Annotated in this window: 15 protein-coding genes and 3 tRNA genes; 8 read left to right on the forward strand and 10 right to left on the reverse strand. The window is 35.3% G+C overall.

What is annotated here, in order from left to right; translation table 11 throughout:
• Positions 1–250: 250 nt before the first annotated feature.
• The 8 genes from A3GM_RS0101665 (at position 251) to feoB (ending at position 10,479) form a co-directional block, all read left to right on the forward strand.
• Complete coding sequence (locus tag A3GM_RS0101665; protein ID WP_018361648.1) at positions 251–1,825, forward strand: PepSY-associated TM helix domain-containing protein; 1,575 nt, start codon at positions 251–253, stop codon at positions 1,823–1,825.
• Between the two features lie 130 nt (positions 1,826–1,955).
• Complete coding sequence (locus A3GM_RS0101670; RefSeq protein ID WP_018361649.1) at positions 1,956–2,831, forward strand: hypothetical protein; 876 nt, start codon at positions 1,956–1,958, stop codon at positions 2,829–2,831.
• Between the two features lie 10 nt (positions 2,832–2,841).
• Positions 2,842–4,335, forward strand: coding sequence for a TolC family protein (locus A3GM_RS0101675; RefSeq protein ID WP_018361650.1), 1,494 nt, complete (start codon positions 2,842–2,844; stop codon positions 4,333–4,335).
• Between the two features lie 15 nt (positions 4,336–4,350).
• Entirely contained in the window at positions 4,351–5,331 is a 981-nt protein-coding gene (locus tag A3GM_RS0101680) for an HlyD family secretion protein (RefSeq protein ID WP_018361651.1), read from the forward strand.
• Between the two features lie 96 nt (positions 5,332–5,427).
• Positions 5,428–6,546 carry an ABC transporter permease gene (locus A3GM_RS0101685; RefSeq protein ID WP_018361652.1) on the forward strand — a complete coding sequence of 373 codons (1,119 nt, stop codon included), beginning with the start codon at positions 5,428–5,430 and terminating at the stop codon, positions 6,544–6,546.
• A gap of 4 nt (positions 6,547–6,550) precedes the next feature.
• On the forward strand, positions 6,551–7,750 hold the full coding sequence (locus tag A3GM_RS10875) for an ABC transporter permease (protein WP_044124927.1): 1,200 nt from the start codon (positions 6,551–6,553) through the stop codon (positions 7,748–7,750).
• A gap of 161 nt (positions 7,751–7,911) precedes the next feature.
• Positions 7,912–9,363 carry a FeoB small GTPase domain-containing protein gene (locus A3GM_RS11855; RefSeq protein WP_018361654.1) on the forward strand — a complete coding sequence of 484 codons (1,452 nt, stop codon included), beginning with the start codon at positions 7,912–7,914 and terminating at the stop codon, positions 9,361–9,363.
• Positions 9,364–9,432: 69 nt separating this feature from the next.
• The gene (gene feoB / locus A3GM_RS11860; protein WP_018361655.1) at positions 9,433–10,479 is read left to right on the forward strand and encodes a ferrous iron transport protein B; all 1,047 of its coding nucleotides are present in this window, start codon (positions 9,433–9,435) and stop codon (positions 10,477–10,479) included.
• Between the two features lie 356 nt (positions 10,480–10,835).
• On the opposite strand, the gene A3GM_RS0101705 is transcribed toward feoB, so the two are convergent.
• The 10 genes from A3GM_RS0101705 to A3GM_RS0101750 form a co-directional block, all read right to left on the reverse strand.
• Positions 10,836–11,429: a 4'-phosphopantetheinyl transferase family protein gene (locus A3GM_RS0101705; protein ID WP_018361657.1), complete on the reverse strand. Its 594-nt coding sequence runs from the start codon at positions 11,427–11,429 to the stop codon at positions 10,836–10,838.
• 21 nt (positions 11,430–11,450) lie between these two features.
• Positions 11,451–12,779, reverse strand: a complete 1,329-nt coding sequence (gene gldE, locus A3GM_RS0101710) for a gliding motility-associated protein GldE (protein WP_018361658.1) — start codon at positions 12,777–12,779, stop codon at positions 11,451–11,453.
• Between the two features lie 44 nt (positions 12,780–12,823).
• On the reverse strand, positions 12,824–13,243 hold the full coding sequence (locus A3GM_RS0101715) for a single-stranded DNA-binding protein (RefSeq protein ID WP_018361659.1): 420 nt from the start codon (positions 13,241–13,243) through the stop codon (positions 12,824–12,826).
• A gap of 37 nt (positions 13,244–13,280) precedes the next feature.
• Entirely contained in the window at positions 13,281–13,835 is a 555-nt protein-coding gene (locus tag A3GM_RS0101720) for a hypothetical protein (RefSeq protein ID WP_018361660.1), read from the reverse strand.
• 39 nt (positions 13,836–13,874) lie between these two features.
• A tRNA-Gly gene (locus tag A3GM_RS0101725) sits at positions 13,875–13,947 on the reverse strand.
• A 28-nt stretch (positions 13,948–13,975) separates the two neighbouring features.
• Positions 13,976–14,059, reverse strand: a tRNA-Leu gene (locus A3GM_RS0101730).
• 151 nt (positions 14,060–14,210) lie between these two features.
• A tRNA-Gly gene (locus tag A3GM_RS0101735) sits at positions 14,211–14,283 on the reverse strand.
• A 108-nt stretch (positions 14,284–14,391) separates the two neighbouring features.
• Positions 14,392–15,564 (reverse strand): carboxynorspermidine decarboxylase, encoded by a 1,173-nt coding sequence (gene nspC, locus A3GM_RS0101740; protein ID WP_018361661.1) that lies wholly within the window; start codon positions 15,562–15,564, stop codon positions 14,392–14,394.
• A 38-nt stretch (positions 15,565–15,602) separates the two neighbouring features.
• A complete protein-coding gene (locus A3GM_RS0101745) occupies positions 15,603–17,174 on the reverse strand; it encodes an NAD(P)/FAD-dependent oxidoreductase (protein WP_018361662.1) in 1,572 nt (523 codons plus the stop codon).
• Between the two features lie 219 nt (positions 17,175–17,393).
• Positions 17,394–17,831 carry a hypothetical protein gene (locus A3GM_RS0101750; RefSeq protein WP_025829707.1) on the reverse strand — a complete coding sequence of 146 codons (438 nt, stop codon included), beginning with the start codon at positions 17,829–17,831 and terminating at the stop codon, positions 17,394–17,396.
• Positions 17,832–18,025: the final 194 nt, after the last annotated feature.

Raw genomic sequence — 18,025 nt, forward strand, 5'->3', positions numbered from 1 at the left:
ATCATCAAAACCAACTACAAGCCAAGCCAGTTTGAACAGTATTTTGACAAAGTTATATCATAAAAAAGTTTAATTTAGTAAACTTGATTACACTTTATTAAGTTCACCTTTCTTTACTTTTTTGTTTTAAAGCACACAAAATAGATCTCATTTTATCATAAGAATAAGCTTTATATATTATCATTTATGATTTTATTTATTTAAATTTGCAAGACTTTTACTTGGTATATAATATAAAAAAGACAACAAAATGATACAGCAAAGCCCTAACATTTCTCCAAAGAAACCTAGCAAAAAGATGCGTTGGTGGCATAAATGGGGAGGATTATTCTTTACCTTTTTCCTACTAATGTTCTGCATTAGCGGTATAATACTCAACCATCGAAAAGCATTTTCCCCATTCGATATTCCACGAAGCATTCTTCCTAAAGCCTATCATTACGACCATTGGAATTTAGGTGCAGTAAAGGGAGGACTTCAACTCAACAGCGATTCTGTTTTATTCTTTGGTTCTAATGGCATAGGTCTTTATTCCTCAAAAGCAGAAAGTTATACTTCTTTTAATGAAGGACTGAAAAATGGTGCAGACAATAGATTGATTATCAATATTATTAAAACAAATAATAATACAATTATTGCATGTGCTAACTTTGATATTTATCAATTAGATATAAAGAAAAAGCAATGGATTTCACTATCTGAATACCTTCCGATTGATGAACGTATAACCGATATTACAAGTGAAGGAAATAACCTTATCGTGCAAACTCGTTCACATCTATATGTTGCAGCCTACCCATTTACAAGTTTTAAACAAGTTACGATAAAGGCTCCTAACGATGAAAAGATTCAAAATGGTTTATTTAGAACGATATGGACCCTACATAGTGGTGAGCTATTTGGATTGATAGGAAAATTATTTGTAGACCTTTTAGGACTCGTCGTGATTATTCTTTGTATTACGGGGCTTGTCATAACATTTTGTCCCAAGTTGATATCACTTAATAAAAATAACCCTAGCAGAGTTCAAAAAAGCAGAAAGGGCTTTAATTTAGCAATGAAATGGCACAATAAAATTGGTGTTACGATGTTGGTTTTCTTACTCATTCTTGCAATAACAGGAACCTTTCTTCGTCCGCCTTTGCTCATTCCCATTGTGAGAGTTAAGCATTCTCCAATTCCTTTTACAACCCAACACACCCCTAATACATGGAACGATAAATTAAGAACCATTCGCTATGACAACGTCAATAAACAATGGTTGATTTACACTTCCGAGGGGTTCTTCCAGTTGAAGACCCTTAATGATAGTCCTAAGCGCCTCGGTTCCGCTCCACCTGTAAGCTTTATGGGAGTTACAGTGCTTGAGCAACAAGATGCAAATAGATGGGTTGTAGGATCATTTAGCGGTTTATTTGAATGGAATATCCAAACAGGAGCAATACAAGACCTTTATGCAGGGGAACCTTTTTACAGCGTTTCGGCAGACGGAATTCCCACATTCACCAACTCTGTAGCAGGCTATTATAAGCCAAAAGATAAAGAAGCAATTGTATTTGATTATGGAAGAGGTGCAGAAAACATCAATCTTGAGCCTACATTTATACGAATGCCACAAAGTTTTCATCAAGCAAGAATGTCATTATGGCACGTTGCTTTAGAAACACATGTGGGTAGAATATATTCATTCTTGCCTCAAATTATTGTAATGTTATTCATCTTCTTATCTGGAGTTTTCTTGATATCTGTTCTCATCTCAGGATATGTTGCATACAGAAAGATTCACAAGAAAAAATCAAGTAGAAAAGAAATACAGAATAAATAATATGTCAAAACCAATACAGAAAGGCTGTTTCATGCTTTATATTTTGGGCAAATGAAAATAAATGCCTACTTTTGCGACTGTTGTTTTACATCAAATAATATTACATTAAATAATTCAAAACTATCTAGATATGAATAAAAAGATTATTATTCCATTGATTTTATTAGTATGTATCCTTGCAGGTGGAGTGATATACTTATACACTTCGCTAGCAGAACAACAAAAACAAGCTCAAAATATGCAAGAATTAGCAGAGCTTGATAAAAAGGAAATGGAAAACGAGTATCAACAATTTGCCAACCAATATGGTGAAATGCGTGCTCAAATTAGCAACGACTCTATTGTCGCTCAACTAACTGCTGAACAAGAAAAAACTCAACGTTTGCTTGATGAACTTAAACAAGTGAAAAGCGATGATATAAAAGAAATTACCAGATTAAAGAAAGAACTTGCTACGGTTCGTGCCGTTCTTCGTAGCTATGTTATGGAAATTGACTCTTTAAATAGACTCAACCAAAATCTAACTGCAGAGAATGTTCGTGTTAAAGGACAATATGAAGAGGCAACAAAGCAGATTGAAGGTTTAAATACTGAAAAGGCTTCATTATCTCAAAAGGTTGCTATTGCGGCTCAATTAGACGCTATTGGTATTTCTGCAACAGGTTTAAATAAACACGGAAAGCCAACAAACAAGCTAAATAAGTGCAAAACACTACAAGTTAACTTTAGTATTGCAAAGAATGTTACAGCACCAGGAGGAACCAAAACTATTTATGTTAGAATCACATCTCCCACTGGTAGTGTTGTAGGTAATGAGGGAACCTTCTCTTATGAGAACAGAGATATTCAATGTTCAATGAAGAAAACAATTGAATATAATGGTTTAGAAACTCCAATATCAATGTATTGGAACGTTAATCAAACCCTTACTGCAGGAACATACCAAGTTAGTATCTTTGCAGATGGCAATATGATTGGTTCAAGAAGCTTCACTTTAAATGATTAATATATTCAGGATGAAATTAAGAAAAACCATTAGTTTGGTTGCAATAACATTCGTCTCAACAGCAATATCAGCACAAGAAACGCTGTCTTTAGCCTCTTGTAGGGATCTAGCTATTAAGAATAACCATCAACTTCAGATAGCAAAGACAAAGCAAGATATTGCAACCAACATGCGAAAAACTGCCCAAACAAAGTATCTACCACATGTAGATGTTGTTGGAGGCTACACTTTAACGAGTAAAGAAGTATCGCTATTAAATAACGATCAAAAGGCTTTGTTACAGAATTTAGGTTCTACTATAAGTGGAAGTCTTAATTCAAATCTCACCTCTTTACTAACTGGTTTAGCCCAAAGTGGGGCTATTACTCCACAAATGGCTCAACAATTAGGAGGTTTATCACAACAAGTTGGACAATCACTTACACAGTTTGGGAATCAAGCAGGAGCTCATTTAGTTGACGTTTTTCGTACTGATACAAGAAACTTATGGACTGGTGCTGTTGTAGTTAAGCAACCTATATATATGGGAGGAGCCATAACTGCAGCTAATAAGTTAGGAAAAATAAGCGAAGAGCTAGCAAGTAACAACATAGATGCTACCGTTCAAAATACAATTTATGAGGTAGATAAAACCTACTGGCTGGTGGTTTCGCTCAAACAAAAGCAGAATCTTGCAAAAAGTTATCTTCATTTAGTAGAGAAACTCAATGAAGATGTACACAAAATGATTAAAGAAGGCGTTGCAACAAGGGCTAATGGACTGAAAGTTGACGTGAAAGTGAATGAGGCAGAGATGCAAGTTCTACAAGTAGAAAATGGTCTTTCACTTGCAAAAATGCTTTTATGTCAGCTCTGTGGCTTACCTGTTGATTCTCCAATAACACTCGAAGACGAAAATAAAGAGAACCTTTCTTCTTCAACTGTATCTAAAGATATTTCAGTAGAAGAGGCCTTTTATCATCGTCCTGAGTTGAGAATGCTACAAAACAACTTTGATATCTCAGTACAAAAAACAAAAATTACGAAGTCTGCTTACCTCCCTCAAGTTGCATTAACGGGTGGTTATCTCATCTCTAACCCTAGTGTTTTCAACGGATTTCAAAAGAAATTCAGTGGCGTTTGGAATGTAGGAGTACTTGTAAAGGTTCCTGTTTGGAGTTGGTCGGAAGGTGTTTATAAAACAAGAGCAAGTGAAGCTGCAAGTAGAGTTGCAGCTCTTGAATTAAAAGAAGCTAAAGAAAAGATTAGTCTTCAAATAACTCAAAGCAGATATAAACTGAATGAAGCAAACAAAAGACTTGCTGTTGCTTTAAAAAACATCACCAATGCCGATGAAAACCTTCGCTGTGCCAATCTTGGTTTCAAAGAAGGAGTGATGGAAACTACCGATGTTATGGCTGCACAAACAGCATGGCAACAAGCACAAACAATGAAAATTGAAGCAGAAATTGAAGTAAAATTAGCCCAGGTAAACCTACAAAAGGCACTTGGTTTATTAAAATAAATAAAGAAAAAAGCAATGAAAGGTCAAAAAAAATATATGTTCGTATCCTTGTTAACCTTTATCGTTGTAGTTGTTTTAACTGCAGTGATTGGTTTTATTGCATTTGGAAAAGAACCCGAAGTTATTCAAGGTCAAATCGAAGTATCTGAATATCGTGTTTCATCTAAGCTCCCTGGACGTATAGTTGAATTGAGAGTTAAAGAAGGAGACTTTGTCCGTAAGGGAGATACCCTTGCCATTTTAGAAGTACCTGAAATCGAAGCACAACGCAAGGCTGCTGATGCTGGAGTTGCTGCGTCTGCTGCTTTCAATACAATAACAGATAAAGGAGCACGTAAGGAACAAATACAAGGAGCTTACCAATTATGGCAACAGGCTCAAGTTGCACAAGAAATTACAAAGAAATCCTATACAAGAGCTCAAAACTTGTTTGACGAAGGTGTTATAACTGCTCAAAAACGAGATGAGGCTTATGCTGCTTATAAGGCTGCTGAAGCTGCAGTTCTTGCAGCAAAGAGCCAATATGACCTAGCAAAGAACGGTGCAAGAGCAGAAGAAAAGGAAATCACAAGAGAGAAAGTAAAAATCGCTCAAAGCTCAGCTGACGCTGCTCATTCACTTCAAAAGGAGACTGTTCAGATTGCACAATACGACGGAGAGATTAGCGAAATCTATCCTAAAGTGGGCGAATTAGTTGGAACAGGCTCTCCAATCATGAGTATTGCTATCTTAAAAGAGATGTGGGGTACATTCAATGTCAGAGAAGACCAACTCCAAGACCTCTCTATGAATTCTAAATTTAAGGTCTTTATTCCAGCATTTAACAAAGAGGTTACTATGCAAACCTATTACTTAAAGGATCAAGGAAGCTATGCAGCATGGCGTGCAACCAAAGCTTCTGGCCAATATGATTTAAAGACTTTCGAAGTGAAAGCACGTTTCGTTGATAACATTTCGGGTGTTCGTCCAGGTATGTCACTCGTTATTAAGCGATAAACGGCAGTATTTCTATTGAATTAATGTTGCATTAGTGTGAAATCAGATAATTGCTTTAAAGCTCTTCAAAGAGTCATTTTATATCAAATAGATAAGATGATTCACAATAAGATTTACTTATTGTGCACTATTGTCTTCCCTTTATTTGTAATTGTTTTCTTTACGAGTGTGATGCAAAAAGGACTTCCTTCGAAGCTCCCTATTGCTGTTGTTGATCAAGATAACTCAGCAACAACACGCAAGCTTGCACGTACTCTGAACACAATTCAAGAAGTGGAAGTCGTTAATCGCTATGCAACCCCTCTAGAAGCACGCAAAGCAATGCAAGAAGGATCTATCTATGGATATTTCTATTTCCCACCTAAGACAACACAATCACTAGTGGCTGCCAAGCAACCTAAAGTGTCGTTTTATTATAATTCGAGTTACTATCTTGCTGGCTCGTTCTCTTTTAAAGCAATGAGAACAATGACTGTATTGGCTAATGCCTCTGCTGGTTCGGCTAAATTAACGGCTTTAGGATACACACAAAAACAGATAAAGGCTGTTTTACAACCCATTGTTATCGACACACACATCATCAATAACCCTACAATGGACTACAGTGTGTACCTCAATACCACGTTTATTCCTGCTTGTATTGGTATCTTTATTCTATTAATAACCGTATTCTCGCTCGGTAAAGAAATAAAAGACAGAACCACAAAAAGATGGTATAGACTGGCAGGAGATAACTTTAGAATTGCATTATTAGGTAAAATGATCCCTCAAACCATTTTGTTTTGCGGAATAGCCATTATTTATACCACCGTATTATATGCTTATCTAGATTTCCCATACGCTTGTAATGCATTCACATTATATGCTAATGCCATTTTATTTGTATTGGCTTCGCAGGGATTAGGACTCTTTTTCTTCTTCCTATTCCCCACCCTTCGCATGTCAATGAGTATGTGTTCTCTATGGGCTATGCTTAGTTTCTCTATCAGTGGCTTTACTTTTCCAATAGAAGCAATGGATGCTCCATTCCAAGCTTTTGCTTGGTTGTTCCCCGTTAGACATCATTTCAGTATATATCAAATGGTTGTTTTGAATGGATATCCCATTCATTATGCATGGAGTCATTATTTAGCTCTCATCATATTTACGCTTTTACCAATTAGTATTCTTCCCAAATTAAAGAACATTTTACTTACTTATAAATATATTGCGTAGGACAATGAGTAGAAAAAAGCATAAGAACGACTTACGTACTTTTATACATTTCCTATTTGAATGTATAAAGCATGAGATACAAACAATAATGAAAGATGGTGGAGTGGTTATGTTCTTTATCATCGTTCCTATTGCATATCCCATTTTATATTCGTGGATGTATAACAATGAAGGAGTGAAAGAAGTTCCTACTGTCTTTGTAGATCAATCTCATAGTTTCCTTAGTAGAACCTTTATTCGTAATTGCGATGCTACCGATGGTATTAAGGTTGTTAAGGTTGTTAGCTCCTTAAATGACGCACAAGAGCTACAAAGACAACAAGAATGTCATGCTATTGTTCTGCTTCCTGAAAACTTTGCTCAACAAATTAACCGTGGAGAGCAAGGTACAGTGTTGTTTTACGCTGATTTAAGTGGTATGTTTTACTACAAAGGAGTGTACTCTGCCCTTACTGATGTATCATTAGAAATAGGTAAAGACATTAAGATTTCAAGAATGAAGACCTATACAGATAAAGATGAAAGCATAGCTTCATCTCCTTTAGAGTATGAGTCTGTTTCACTATTCAACCCACAAAATGGATATGGAACATTTATTTTGCCAGCGGTATTAATTCTTATCATTCAACAAACAATGATTCTTGGAGTTGGAATGTTGTCGGGTACAAGACATGAAAGACGAGTATATACAGGAAGAATTATCACTAAAAGAACTGTTATAGGTGGCTTTGCTAACACTTTAGGTAGATCTTTCTCTTATTTCTTTATCTACATTGCTACCACAGCATACACCCTTTTACTCATTCCACATATATTTAAATTAGTACAACTTGCAGATAGTTCAACCCTTATACCCTTCCTTTTGCCCTATCTTTTGTCTGTAACATTCTTCTCAATGTTAATATCTAGATTCGTAAAAGAAAGGGAAAGTATTATACTTTTAATGGTATTTACTTCTATGCCATTCTTATTGCTATCTGGAATATCATGGCCTACAAATGCACTACCAGGTTTTTGGAAAGTCATTTCATGGTGTATACCCTCAACATTTGGTATCAATGGCTTTGTAAAGATAAATTCTTTAGGAGCAAATCTCAATGATATCCGTCCAGAACTCATTGCGTTATGGTCTCAAGTGGTGGTATACTTCATCATAAATATAGCCATACAGCTATTTATGCCTCGAAAGACTACCAAGAAATAGGTATTTTGATATACAACTCTTTCATTTTTTATTCAAAACAATAATAAATACCTATCTTTGCATAAGTATATCTGTTATCGTTCTAAAGAAAATAGAAGATGCAGAAAGTAGATAAAGAGTCATTGGAAGTTATACAGCCAATAGACTAAGTTCTTTACATTATGAGATTAGCAGACTTAAAGACTGGAGAAAAAGGTATCATCATAAAAGTCGTAGGACACGGTAGTTTTAGAAAGCGAATAATAGAAATGGGCTTCATCAAAGGAAAAGAAGTTGAAGTTCTTTTAAATGCTCCTCTACAAGATCCCGTCAAATATCGTGTTATGGGCTATGAGGTTTCATTGCGTCGTAATGAAGCTAAAATGATTCAAATTGTTACTGAAGAAGAGCAAAATATAAGTTCTTTAGAGAATAAAAAAGAAGAGCTTAATAAAGAAGAACACAAGAGTCTCGAGCCACAAAAAACCTTAGAGCACTCTGAGGACAACTCTCTTGCGTCTAAAGTAAAGCAAGAACGTCGTCAAATAAACATTGCTTTAGTGGGTAACCCTAACTGTGGTAAGACTTCATTATTTAACTTTGCATCTGGCGCTCACGAACGAGTTGGAAACTATTCGGGCGTTACTGTTGATGCAAAAGAAGGTAAAGCTTTTTTTGAAGGTTATCAATTTAATATCGTAGACCTACCTGGAACATATAGTTTATCAGCCTATTCGCCAGAGGAGCTTTATGTAAGAAAGCAGTTAATTGAAGAAACTCCAGACGTTATTATCAATATATTAGACTCAAGTAACTTAGAAAGAAACTTGTATCTCACCACTCAACTCATTGATTTGAACCTAAGAATGGTATGCGCCCTTAATATGTATGACGAGGCAGAGAAGAGAGGTGATAACATAGATTATAAGCACTTAGGAAGTCTACTTGGCGTTCCTATGGTTCCAACTGTATTTACTTCGGGACGAGGAGTTAAAAAGCTATTTCACATTATCATCAACACTTTTGAGGGAGCCGATTACTTAGACGACAAAGGACACCTGAATAAAGAAGTTGCAAAGGAAATAAAAGAGTGGCACGATACTTATCATTCTTCTAAACCTCATCACGAACATGATGAAGACTTTGCATCAGGCGAAATCCCAAAGAATGTTACTTCTAAGCATATTCATATCAACTATGGTCAGAATCTCGAAGAAGGCATAAGTAAAATACAGCAAGAACTAAAACAAGATGATGATATTAGGTACTTGTATTCAACTCGATATCTTGCTATAAAACTATTAGAACAAGACAAAGAGGTTGAAGAATATATCACCAAGACAGCAGCAAACAGCAATAAGATTATTCAGCTAAGAGATAATATTAGCAAGAATGTTGCCAGTGAACTTCATGAAGATAGCGAAACTGCTATCATGGATGCGAAGTATGCTTTCATTCATGATATACTGCAAAAATCAAACTATAAAATAGGAAAAAAGGAAAATACCTATAACTTAACGCATAAGATTGACCACATTATAACTAACAAATGGGTTGGAATTCCTATCTTCATTGCTATTCTTTGGCTGATGTTCCAAACCACCTTCACGCTTGGTCAATATCCTATGGACTGATTAGAAGAAGGAATTAACCTACTTGGAGGATTCTTAACTAGTTCTATAGAAGACGGACCATTGAAGTCTATGCTTGTAGATGGAATTATTGGAGGTGTTGGAGCCGTTATTGTTTTCTTGCCACAGATTCTTATTTTGTATACATTTATTTCGTTTATGGAAGACAGTGGATACATGGCAAGGGCTGCATTTATCATGGACAGACTTATGAATAAGATGGGATTGCATGGCAAATCGTTTATTCCTCTTATCATGGGCTTTGGCTGTAACGTGCCTGCAATTATGTCTACACGTACAATTGAAAGTAGACAGAGTCGTTTAGTCACCACACTCATTCTGCCATTGATGAGTTGTTCTGCCCGACTTCCTATCTACATCATGATCATTGCTACTTTCTTTGCACCTAAATATCGCTCATCAATAATGATTTCTCTATATGTTATAGGAATGCTTATTGCCGTTATCATGAGTAAGATATTTACAAAAACGATAGCAAAGAACGAGGATACGCCTTTTGTTATGGAACTTCCACCCTATCGTTTCCCTACTTGGAAAGCTATAGGACGACACACTTGGGAAAAAGGCAAGCAATATCTCAAGAAGATGGGAGGTATTATTCTTATTGCAAGTATCATTGTTTGGGCCTTAGGCTATTTCCCTCACGGAGAGAAATTAGATGAGGCTGAACGATTAGAACAAAGCTATATCGGTAAATTAGGAAAAGCTGTAGAACCAGTATTTAGAGCTCAAGGCTTTGATTGGAAATTAGATGTTGGACTACTTGCAGGTACTGGAGCTAAAGAGATTGTCGCTTCTACAATGGGCGTGATGTACACTTCAGATAGTAGTTTTAGCGATGATAATAACTTTAGCAACGACACGGTTAAGTATTCTCGATTATATGCTCAGATGAGAGCAGACGGAATAACACCTATTTCAGCATACGCTTTTTTATTATTTGTACTACTCTACTTCCCTTGTGTAGCAACTATCGCTGCTATAAAGAATGAAACAGGGTCGTGGAAATGGGCACTATTTACGGTATTCTACACCAGTGCACTGGCTTGGGTTGTATCTGCTGCATTCTATCAAATAATGAGTCGCATCTTTACATAATAGATACTTCAATTATAAAAATATGGGGAGGCAAATGCTTCCCTTTTTTATTGTATTCTATTTTGCTAGCTTTTGTAGTATAATAACAATGTAATTATATGGTAAAAGTAATGCTCTTGCAAGACAAAAGCACTGAGTTTATTTTGCATGAAGAAGCAAGATACATTGTGGAAATCATTCAATGACTTTTTAATCTCTATATTCTTAATAAGAAACAGTATCTTCTCTAAGCAAGTATTGCAATACAAAGGGCTTGTTGGAAGAATAAAAAAAGAGAAAAAGAAGATTTGTATATAAAGCAAAAGGATAAAACAAATCTCTTATAATATATACAAGGACAGAAAAATATACTATACTTACACAAGATAAGTTAGTACATAATCTGGTGTTGACAAATAAGAAACCAATTTTTTCTCATTTGTTTCAAGATTGATCATGCTTAAAGAAGAAGCTGATATACTCTCAACTTTCATCTCATTATACATCAAATCGTCTTCAGAAAAATACTTATAAAGAGTTTCTTTTGCACTCCAAACCAAAAGAAGGTCTTCTATCGATGTGAAAAGTTCATCACTTCTAAGAAACTTAGAGCGAATCCTTTCAATTCGATCACTACGATATTCAATATCTATCGCAACCACTTTCTGAGTACTTAACAATACACATGCATAACTATTTGTATGGCTTATACTAATGTAAAATCCTTCTAACAAGGGTTGCCCGTTGCTATTATGATCGATAATAACAGAGGGTGTTTTGAGATATGAGGTCAATAAGGCGTAAGTTGCCATCACCTCAAGGCGGCGGGTCTTACTTTTATAGTTCTTATCAGCAATTATCTTAAGAACACTTTCAGGCAACTGACTTTTAAATTGTTCCTCAGTTTCTGTAATTTTCCAAACCAAAAGAGTGGTATGAGGGTTGATCTTTTCTACAGACAATTGTGGCATAACAAACTAAGAATAACGTATTTATGCTTCATTATTTGCAGAAATAGTGATCTTCACCTTACTAATTCTACGGCCATCAACCTTTAATATCTCAAACATAAAGTTGCGATATTCAATGCGTTCGTGCATAGTTGGAAAGTCACCTTTTATCTCTAACAATAAACCTGCTAAGCTATCAGCATCTCCTTCGATTTCAGAAAAGTAGTCATCATCTACCTCTAAAATCTTAGTTACATCACTTAAAAGTGTTTTTCCATCAAAAACATAAGTATTATAGTTTAGCTTGCTATAGCTTGTATCTTCCTCATCGTACTCGTCATTGATTTCTCCTACAATCTCTTCAAGAATATCTTCGAGCGTTATAAGACCACTTGTTCCTCCAAACTCATCAACAACAATGGCGATATGAACCTTATTCTCTTTGAAATCTTTCATCATATCGTCGAGTCGTTTAGTTTCAGGAACGAAGTGAGGAGGGCGCATTAGCGTTTGCCACTTAAAGCTTGTAGGCTTAGCAAGATGTGGAAGAAGGTCTTTAATATAAAGCACTCCCTTTATGTTATCATCGTTATTTTGATAAACAGGAATTCTACTATAATTATTTTCTACAATACTTTTCAGCACATCTGAAAAAGGACTATTGATATTTAGAGCAACGATATCTTGACGACTGGTCATCACCTCTCTAACTGTTTCATCGCCAAAACGCACAATTCCTTGTAGCATTTTCTGCTCTTCTTTTATATCATTCTTGTCTGTTAGCTCCAAAGCGTGCTCAAGTTCATCTACACTAAGCATTTGTTGGTCGTTCTTAATCACTTTAGAGGCTAAGAAACCACTACGCAAAAGAATACTTTCGAAAACCCAAAAAAGTCGTCTAAAAAATAAAATACCACTCACTGAGCGACGACAAAATGCTAAAGGTTCTTCTCTACTATATACCTTTGGAATGATTTCTCCAAATAATAAAAGTAGGAAGGTCAATAAAACTGTAACAATTAGGAATTGCAACCAATAAGCTTTTTCACCAAAATAAACCAATGAAGTGAATATATAATTGCACAACATAATAATGGTTACATTCACAAAGTTATTGGTTATCAGAATAGTTGCTAATGTTCTTTCGCTATCATCTCTAAGCATGTTAATAGCTTTATCTTGCTCGGTGCGCTCTTCTGACACTTCTGAAAGGTCTGAAGGCGATAAACTGAAATAGGCAATTTCAGAAGCACTCGCAAATGCCGACAAGCCAAGTAAAACAATGGTAATAAGAATTGCAATGACAACTCCTAAAGAAATTGGATTAAAAGAAATATCTGATAATGCTTGTTCTATCGAAAGAAAATCCACGTTTTGGTATCTTTAATATTAATAGTTAAATGCCAATATACACACTAAAAGGGCATATTGGCATCAGAAGTATCTGTTGTTGTATTTGGTTCTTCAGTTTTTTGAGGCATATTCAGCTCGCTTTCGGACGAATGTGGACGTGAAGTTAAAAGCTCCATATTATCTACATAGATTTCAGGAACAGTTCTTCTAACTCCTCGTTGGTCGTCATAAGAACGATAACGAATCTTTCCTTCAACATATATTCTATCGCCTTTATGAACAAATCGCTCAACAATCTTTGCTAAACCTTTGGTAAATATAACATTATGCCAATCGGTTCTATCTGGAACTTTGGTTCCATTAGGCAATGTATAGCCACGTTCTGTTGTAGCTAAAGATAATTGCGCAACAGCCTGATCGGCTTCAAAATAACGCACAGTAGGCTCTTGTCCTACATTACCTATTAACATAATCTTATTCATAAGCAATAATCTTTAAAATGAAGAATTAAAGTATTATTTATTTCCACATGCCTAAATAGGCGAAATTAAAGTTCTTTCCTTTAGCTGAAGGGAATTGAGAACGACCATCAACTCTTGTCCTTAGGTGGTCGACAATGCGGTTATAACAATCTAAACCTGATGTAGCTTTACATTGAGCAACGAAATGTGTGTCTCTATATTCAAACTTTCCTGTAGACGGAACCATAACAACACGTTTAAAATCTAGCGCTCCTTCATACCAACCTTCACGTATTTCATTAATTCTACTCATTGCAGAATTCATCATTTCACGACGCTCTTGTACTGGAGCAGGCATAGGAATAGGATGTAAAGCTTTCTTTTGTTTAAAGTCCATCATTGTTGCTGCGGTAGTCTTTATAACGATAAAGTAAACTCGTTGACGAACTTTATAACGCTTAGGATAATACACATCGCTTGCAGCATAATCACGAATGTCTGCTTCAATATCTGGGTTCATACCGATTTCGGGTATAGAATAAAGGAAATCTAGTGCTTCTTCGATATTGTATGCTAGTGTTTCATTATCGAAATAACGCAAATATAAATTCATTGAATGTATGTTTCTCTAAAAATAAACTAAGAAATAAAGAGCGGAAAACGAGACTCGAACTCGCGACCCCAACCTTGGCAAGGTTGTGCTCTACCAACTGAGCTATTTCCGCAGATAACAATTTAAAAATAATGTGATAGTGAAGAGGAGGAGACTCGAACTCCCACGAAGCAATTTTCACTACCCCCTCAAAGTAGCGCGTCTACCAATTCCGCCACCTCTCCATTCTTTATTGATGCGATTGAAACAAGTCTTTAGAACAAAAGTTAAACATAAAAGTCTTATGAAATATGTTTTTGAAATCTATGTATTTACTCATTCTTTAGCTCTAGCATCAATATCTTCACAATAAAAAATATTTTCTACATGATAAAGAGCGGAAAACGAGACTCGAACTCGCGACCCCAACCTTGGCAAGGTTGTGCTCTACCAACTGAGCTATTTCCGCAATTACCTCTGTAAAATGCATTTCTCTAAATGCGTTTGCAAAGGTAGTATATTTTTTGTAAACTGCAAACTTTTGAAAAACTTTTTTATGCTTTATCGCCTAAAAATACTAATCCATTCTTGATTTATAATCATTATAATCGTATTTTCTTAAGATTTCAAGCTCTCCATTCATCTTTAGTAGTGCAATTGAAGGATGTGTTATACCATTAAACATATTTGTTTTAACTGTAGTATAATGTAACATATCTTCAAATATAATATTTTCACCTACTTGTAATTCATGATCAAAAAGCCAATCTCCCATAAAATCACCCGACAAGCAACTATTTCCACCCAGTCTATACCTAAATTTATAAGATTGATGAAATATTTCTTCCTCACCAACAACCACAGCGTTGCGCACAGTTGGCATATAAGGCATTTCCAAACAGTCAGGCATATGGCAAGTAAAACTTACATCTAATATTGCTGTTTGGTAACCTTTATCTTCTACAACATCAACAACATGAGCTACAAGCGGACCAGTTTGCCAAGCAAAAGCACTACCTGGTTCTAATATAACATGTAAATGCGGGTAACGCTTTTTAAACTCTTGCAAAGTAGAAATAAGTAATTCTACATCATAATCAGCACGAGTCATAAGATGGCCTCCACCAAAATTAATCCATTTCAATTGAGAAAACCAAGGTGAGAACTTTTCTTCTATATGCTTTAATGTTCTTACAAAGACATCAGAACCGCTTTCACAATGACAATGACAATGAAATCCTTCGAGTAAAGAAGGTAATTCCTGAGGTAGTTTATCGGCAGAAACTCCGAATCTTGTACCAGGAGCACAAGGATTATAAAGATCTGTTCCAACCTCAGAATATTCAGGATTGACTCTCAATCCAAGACTAATATTTGGCTGAATAGATGCTACTCTATTTGCAAATCGTTCATATTGAGAAAGAGAGTTAAATGTTAAGTGGCTAGAACACCTTGCTATTTCATCTATTTCAGGATCGATATAAGCTGGTGAGAACGTATGTGTTAAGGCTCCAAGCTCTTGATATCCTAATTTAGCTTCACTTAAAGAGCTTGCTGTTGTAGCATTAATATATTCTTTAAAGATAGGAAATGTTTTCCATAAAGCATAAGCCTTAAATGCTAAGATAATTTCAACATTTGCTTGTTTAGCAACATCTGATATTAGAATAAGATTTCTTCTTAATAATTGTTCCTCTAATATATAAGTTGGTTCTTTTACCTCTTGAAACGTAATTCTATCTACCTTCATTCTTATTTATTCTTACTTTTTCTCTAAAATACTCTTGATTAATTGGTTGCTAACAAATAATTAGCACACATCTCTGCACACCTTTCTCCGTCCATAGCAGCAGAAACAATACCACCAGCATAGCCGGCACCCTCTCCACATGGATAAAGTCCTTCTAAACGAACGTGCTGTAATGTTTCTCTATCTCGCAAAATACGAACCGGAGACGATGTTCTTGTTTCTGCAGCAATCATCACTGCCTCGTTAGTTAAGAAACCTCTACTCATTGAACCAAACTTTTTAAATCCTTCTTGTAAGCGAGTTACAACTGCATTTGGCAACCAAAAATGAAGTGGACTGCTTATCAAACCTGGAGAATAAGAACTCTTTGGCAAATCAAAACTTAATTTTTTATTTACAAAGTCCACCATTCTTTGAGCAGGAGCAGTTTGCTTCATATTGCCTTGTTGCCAACAATTTTGTTCTATTTGTTCTTGGAAATGCATCATTTTCAACACATCATCTCCTTCAATATCTTCAGGACGAGTTTCAACAACCATTCCACTATTACTCCATTTGCCACCTCGATTGCTAGGACTCATTCCATTTACAACTATTTGTTTTTCACTTGTTGCAGCAGGAATAACAAATCCTCCAGGACACATACAGAATGAATACACTCCTCTATCTGCAGCTTGGGTTACAAAGCTATACTCTGCTGCAGGTAAATATTTACCCCTTCCATTTTTATTATGATATTGTATTTGATCGATTAGTTCTGCCGGATGCTCCAAACGTACACCTACCGCAATACCTTTTGCCTCTATTTCAATCTTTGCATTACATAAATAATGATAAACATCACGTGCACTATGTCCGGTAGCAAGAATCACTGGGCCCATAAAGGTGCATTGAGTGCTAGTTAATAGCTGTAAGGCTTCCACACCAATGACCTTATTTCCTTGAATAATAAGCGAGGTCATTTTTGTTTGAAAGTGTACTTCTCCCCCACATTGTTCTATTGTTTTACGCATATTCTCAATCACCTTAGGTAATTTATCTGTACCTATATGTGGATGAGCATCTGCTAAAATACTTGTAGACGCACCATGTTGACAAAAAACATTCAATATCTTTGAGATAGAACCTCTCTTTTTTGAACGGGTATATAACTTACCATCAGAGAAAGCTCCTGCACCTCCTTCACCATAACTATAGTTACTTTCTGGATCAACACTTTGATTCTTTGTTATTGCTGCTATGTCTTTCTTACGTTCATTAACGCTCTTTCCTCTTTCAAGTACAATAGGTCTACAACCCAACTCTATGAGTTTTAATGCTGCAAACAATCCTGCAGGTCCCTCTCCCACTACAACTACAGCTGGTCTTTGCGACACATCACCATATTCTGTGTGTATAAATTCATCATCAGAAGGTTCTTCATTAACGTATATTCTAAGAGTCAAGTTGACAAAGATCGTACGTTGGCGTGCATCTATACTACGCTTTAATATTCTAATCTTTGTTATTGTTCTTACATCTATATTCTTTTCACGAGCTACAACCTCTTTTAATGTGCTTTCATTATAAGCCTGTTGAGGAAGAACTCGCAAAGATAATTCGTATATCATGTGTATATTTAAATTCGTAAATACATTTAACTAAAATACATAACCACCTAATATTCAATATTATAACATAATTCTATCTTTATATTTCTAAGAAGACAGAATCGACTTTGGGGTGTTGTATTTCTTTAATTTGTTTGCAAAGGTATATATTAAATATGAGATTGTATACCAACCGCATTCTTTTTTACTTTTAAAAGAACTTGAATACAAGAGCATTTCCTATTTCTTTCGCACAAAAGTCATCTGCTTTGGCAATTTCTGCCACTTGCTATTACGAGCAATTTTTATCGCACTACCCTCCAATTGTTTTAGAACTATTGTAGAATCTGTATCATTAACAAATGAAGCTGTTAAGTCTTCACTTCCATAATCATTTACAACATCTGCTTTAAACGAAAGTTTATCAACGGGCTTTGCATCTAAAAAAATCCATTTTCGTGAATCTCTATTATCTCCTAAGTACCCCGAAACCTCTCCAAGAACACTCTGTCCAGGAACAAGAAGTTTGTGTTTATAAAAGTCTAGTACGATATACAGATCTAACTCCTTATTATAATAGGTACCTTTAAAAGGTGCACCTTCTTGTGCAAAAAGTGAACTAGGGAAAAGAGTGGCACTCAAAAGCAAAATAAATATTATTCTGAATAATTTTATCATTGTATAAAATCTGATTTAATAAATAATTAATTACCAAGAGAAAACTCTAGACTTCTTATATCCTATCATTATTTTTAGACTTTCACTAAAAAGAAGTTATATTCTCATTCAAAATACAAAGATAAAGATTCTTGGTCAAGAAAACCGCCATTTTACAGAAAATATATTTCTTTAAATTTGGTATATTCGTTTTT

The sequence above is a fragment of the Hoylesella nanceiensis DSM 19126 = JCM 15639 genome (assembly GCF_000379965.1).
Classification (GTDB): Bacteria; Bacteroidota; Bacteroidia; order Bacteroidales; family Bacteroidaceae; genus Prevotella; species Prevotella nanceiensis.